The following is a 435-nucleotide window of genomic DNA, read 5'->3' as shown; positions in this document are numbered from 1 at the left end:
ACCTAGTATCCATCGTTTACGGCGTGGACTACCAGGGTATCTAATCCTGTTTGCTCCCCACGCTTTCGAGCCTCAGTGTCAGTTACAGTCCAGAAAGTCGCCTTCGCCACTGGTGTTCTTCCTAATCTCTACGCATTTCACCGCTACACTAGGAATTCCACTTTCCTCTCCTGCACTCTAGATATCCAGTTTGGAATGCAGCACCCAAGTTAAGCTCAGGTATTTCACATCCCACTTAAATATCCACCTACGCTCCCTTTACGCCCAGTAAATCCGGACAACGCTTGCCACCTACGTATTACCGCGGCTGCTGGCACGTAGTTAGCCGTGGCTTCCTCCTTAGGTACCGTCATTATCGTCCCCAAAGACAGAGCTTTACAACCCGAAGGCCTTCATCACTCACGCGGCGTTGCTGCATCAGGGTTTCCCCCATTG

1 rRNA gene is annotated in these 435 nt (G+C 51.3%); it reads right to left on the bottom strand.

From position 1 onward, the window contains the following. A 16S ribosomal RNA gene (locus OCU55_RS23805) occupies positions 1-435 on the bottom strand; the annotation flags it as partial.

The organism is Clostridium folliculivorans (genome assembly GCF_024341905.1).
GTDB lineage: Bacteria > Bacillota > Clostridia > Clostridiales > Clostridiaceae > Clostridium_AR > Clostridium_AR folliculivorans.
This window is presented reverse-complemented; position numbering and strand designations above follow the sequence as displayed.